2 protein-coding genes are annotated in these 2142 nt (G+C 34.4%); both read left to right on the top strand.

Going from position 1 to position 2142, the window contains the following annotated elements; all coding sequences use genetic code 11:
* A partial coding sequence (locus AC1DDX_RS26765) for an SdiA-regulated domain-containing protein (RefSeq protein WP_477622966.1) occupies positions 1–199 on the top strand: 199 nt, incomplete at its 5' end.
* A gap of 148 nt (positions 200–347) precedes the next feature.
* On the top strand, positions 348–2142 hold a 1795-nt coding region (locus tag AC1DDX_RS26760), incomplete at its 3' end, for a GAF domain-containing protein (RefSeq protein ID WP_477622965.1).

Genomic DNA, 2142 nt, shown 5'->3' with positions numbered 1-2142 from the left:
GTATATTATTTCATCGGTAAGTAAACTATTGGTTATTACTGATGATAAATGGAAAGTAAAAGCCGCCCATCATTTAAGCTCATCGATATTTAACCAGCCTGAAGGAATTGCATTTGATAAAGATCTAAATCTGTATATCTCTAACGAAGGAGATGAGTTAACAGACGGCAACATTATAAAATTCAAGTATACTCCTTAGAGGCAAACAGAATCGGATTAAATAATTACCTAGGTTTTACCTATTATGCAAATACAGGTGCTACCTTTGACAAGTTATTTTTATTTATATTAAAGAATTTATTTCAGCGCTTTAATGTTGTTATTAAGGTTCTGTAACGAATAGATCAATGCAATCAATAACATTAAATCTAAATCAAACAATAAAGGAACCCGGAAAACATCCGATAGGTGCGGATATTAAATTGTCCCTAAATCCGTTTATTGAATATATTCAAAAAAGAGCGAACAAGGAAAAAACAGCCAAGATTAACTTTTACAGATATATCCTTGAGCAATTTAATCATTATCCGGAGCTCAGAAGTCCGATACCCCCAGAGAACGCTAAAAATTATGCTACGCTTTTTGAATTAATTTATACCTCATTATCGCCTATTATTAATGATGAAAGTCAACAATTCTGGGCAATAGGTACACCTATTTCTCCATGTTTTCATTATGGTACTGATGCATTTTATAGTGTATTCATGGAACCGTCAATGTGTAGTTTAAAGTCAGACCTGAGTTTACCATCCAAAAAGGAAATGGATAAAAATCTTCTGGCCACCTTTTATAATCTTATTCTTGAGAAATTTTACAACTTCTCTTTAAGCAATAACAAGTTCACCATTAAATCAATTATAGATCCTAAAACTCATTTATTGAAGTACTACCGCTTAAATGTGGATACCAGGTTTTTGGATATCAGGGCAAAAACAAAACTGCCTGAATATAACTTAAAAGATGTTAAAGATTATATTAAAGATGAACGGAACTCACTAAAGATATTAACAAAACTAATACCACCTGATATCTTTAGTATTGAGGGGATATCAATTGTAACCTTAACTGATGTTACGGATGAGTATGCCCTGGAAACAGTCAAAAACCTCGTTATTGAACATAATGAGTCTCAGAATGGACAACATAGCAGGGATATAGCTACTGCGCTGAAAACCCTTGTAGGATCTGATGAAGTAAACTTTGGGATGCTACCTTATCTTAAATTAAACAAAAAACTGCTGATCAATGATCAATCAGGTTTTCAAAGTAAGGTAGTTCAGTTGGCAAAAGAAAAGGGTATGGATGATACTGAATATTCTAGCCTTATAGAAGACTATCTTGACCATCCGCGAACATTAATTTTTCCGGATATAGCAGACGAAGAACCGGAAGTTTACCCTATGCTTAGTCTGCTAGATGAGGTAGGTATTAAGTCGTATGCCTTGTTTCCGTTGTTTTATAATGGAAAACTTGTTGGAGCTCTTGAGTTATATACAAAAGATTCTACCAAATTTAATGGAAACACTCTTACAAAAATAGAGGCAGCGTTTCCTTTATTGGCTCAGCTCTTCCATAACATAATTATAGATTTTAATAACGAAATTCAGGATGTAATAACAGATAAGTTCACTGCTTTGCAGCCTTCTGTTCAGTGGCGTTTCCACGAAGCAGCCCTTAATTACATACAATCGGGTGCCAGAGACAGAAATCTGCCTATTGAACCTATTTTCTTTAGAAATGTATATCCGTTTTATGGAGCTGTAGACATTAGAAACTCAAGCATTCAACGTAATGCAGCAATTAGGAGGGATCTGTATGTACATTTCGAGATTCTTGAAGAAACACTTAATGCTGTGAGGAATACTGTTTCGGCTTGTAAGGAAAGCGATATACCCCTTGAAGCAGCAATTTGGAAATATAAAGATCTTGATGAGCTTTCAGATCGGGAAATCTTAAAAACGGAAGACTATTTGCAGAGACAAATACCAACCTCACTAAATCATCTGCGAGATACACATCCTGAAATAAAAAGCATAATAGATAGATATTTCATGCTTACAAGTGTTAACGGAAAAGTATTTGAAAACAGAGAACGCTACGAAAAAAGCATGCAAATGATAAATGTTGCGGTAACACGCCATC

This window comes from Pedobacter sp. 10L46_2, from assembly GCF_056395165.1.
The sequence above is the reverse complement of the archived record's forward strand: the minus strand, read 5'-3'. Positions and strand labels throughout refer to the sequence as shown.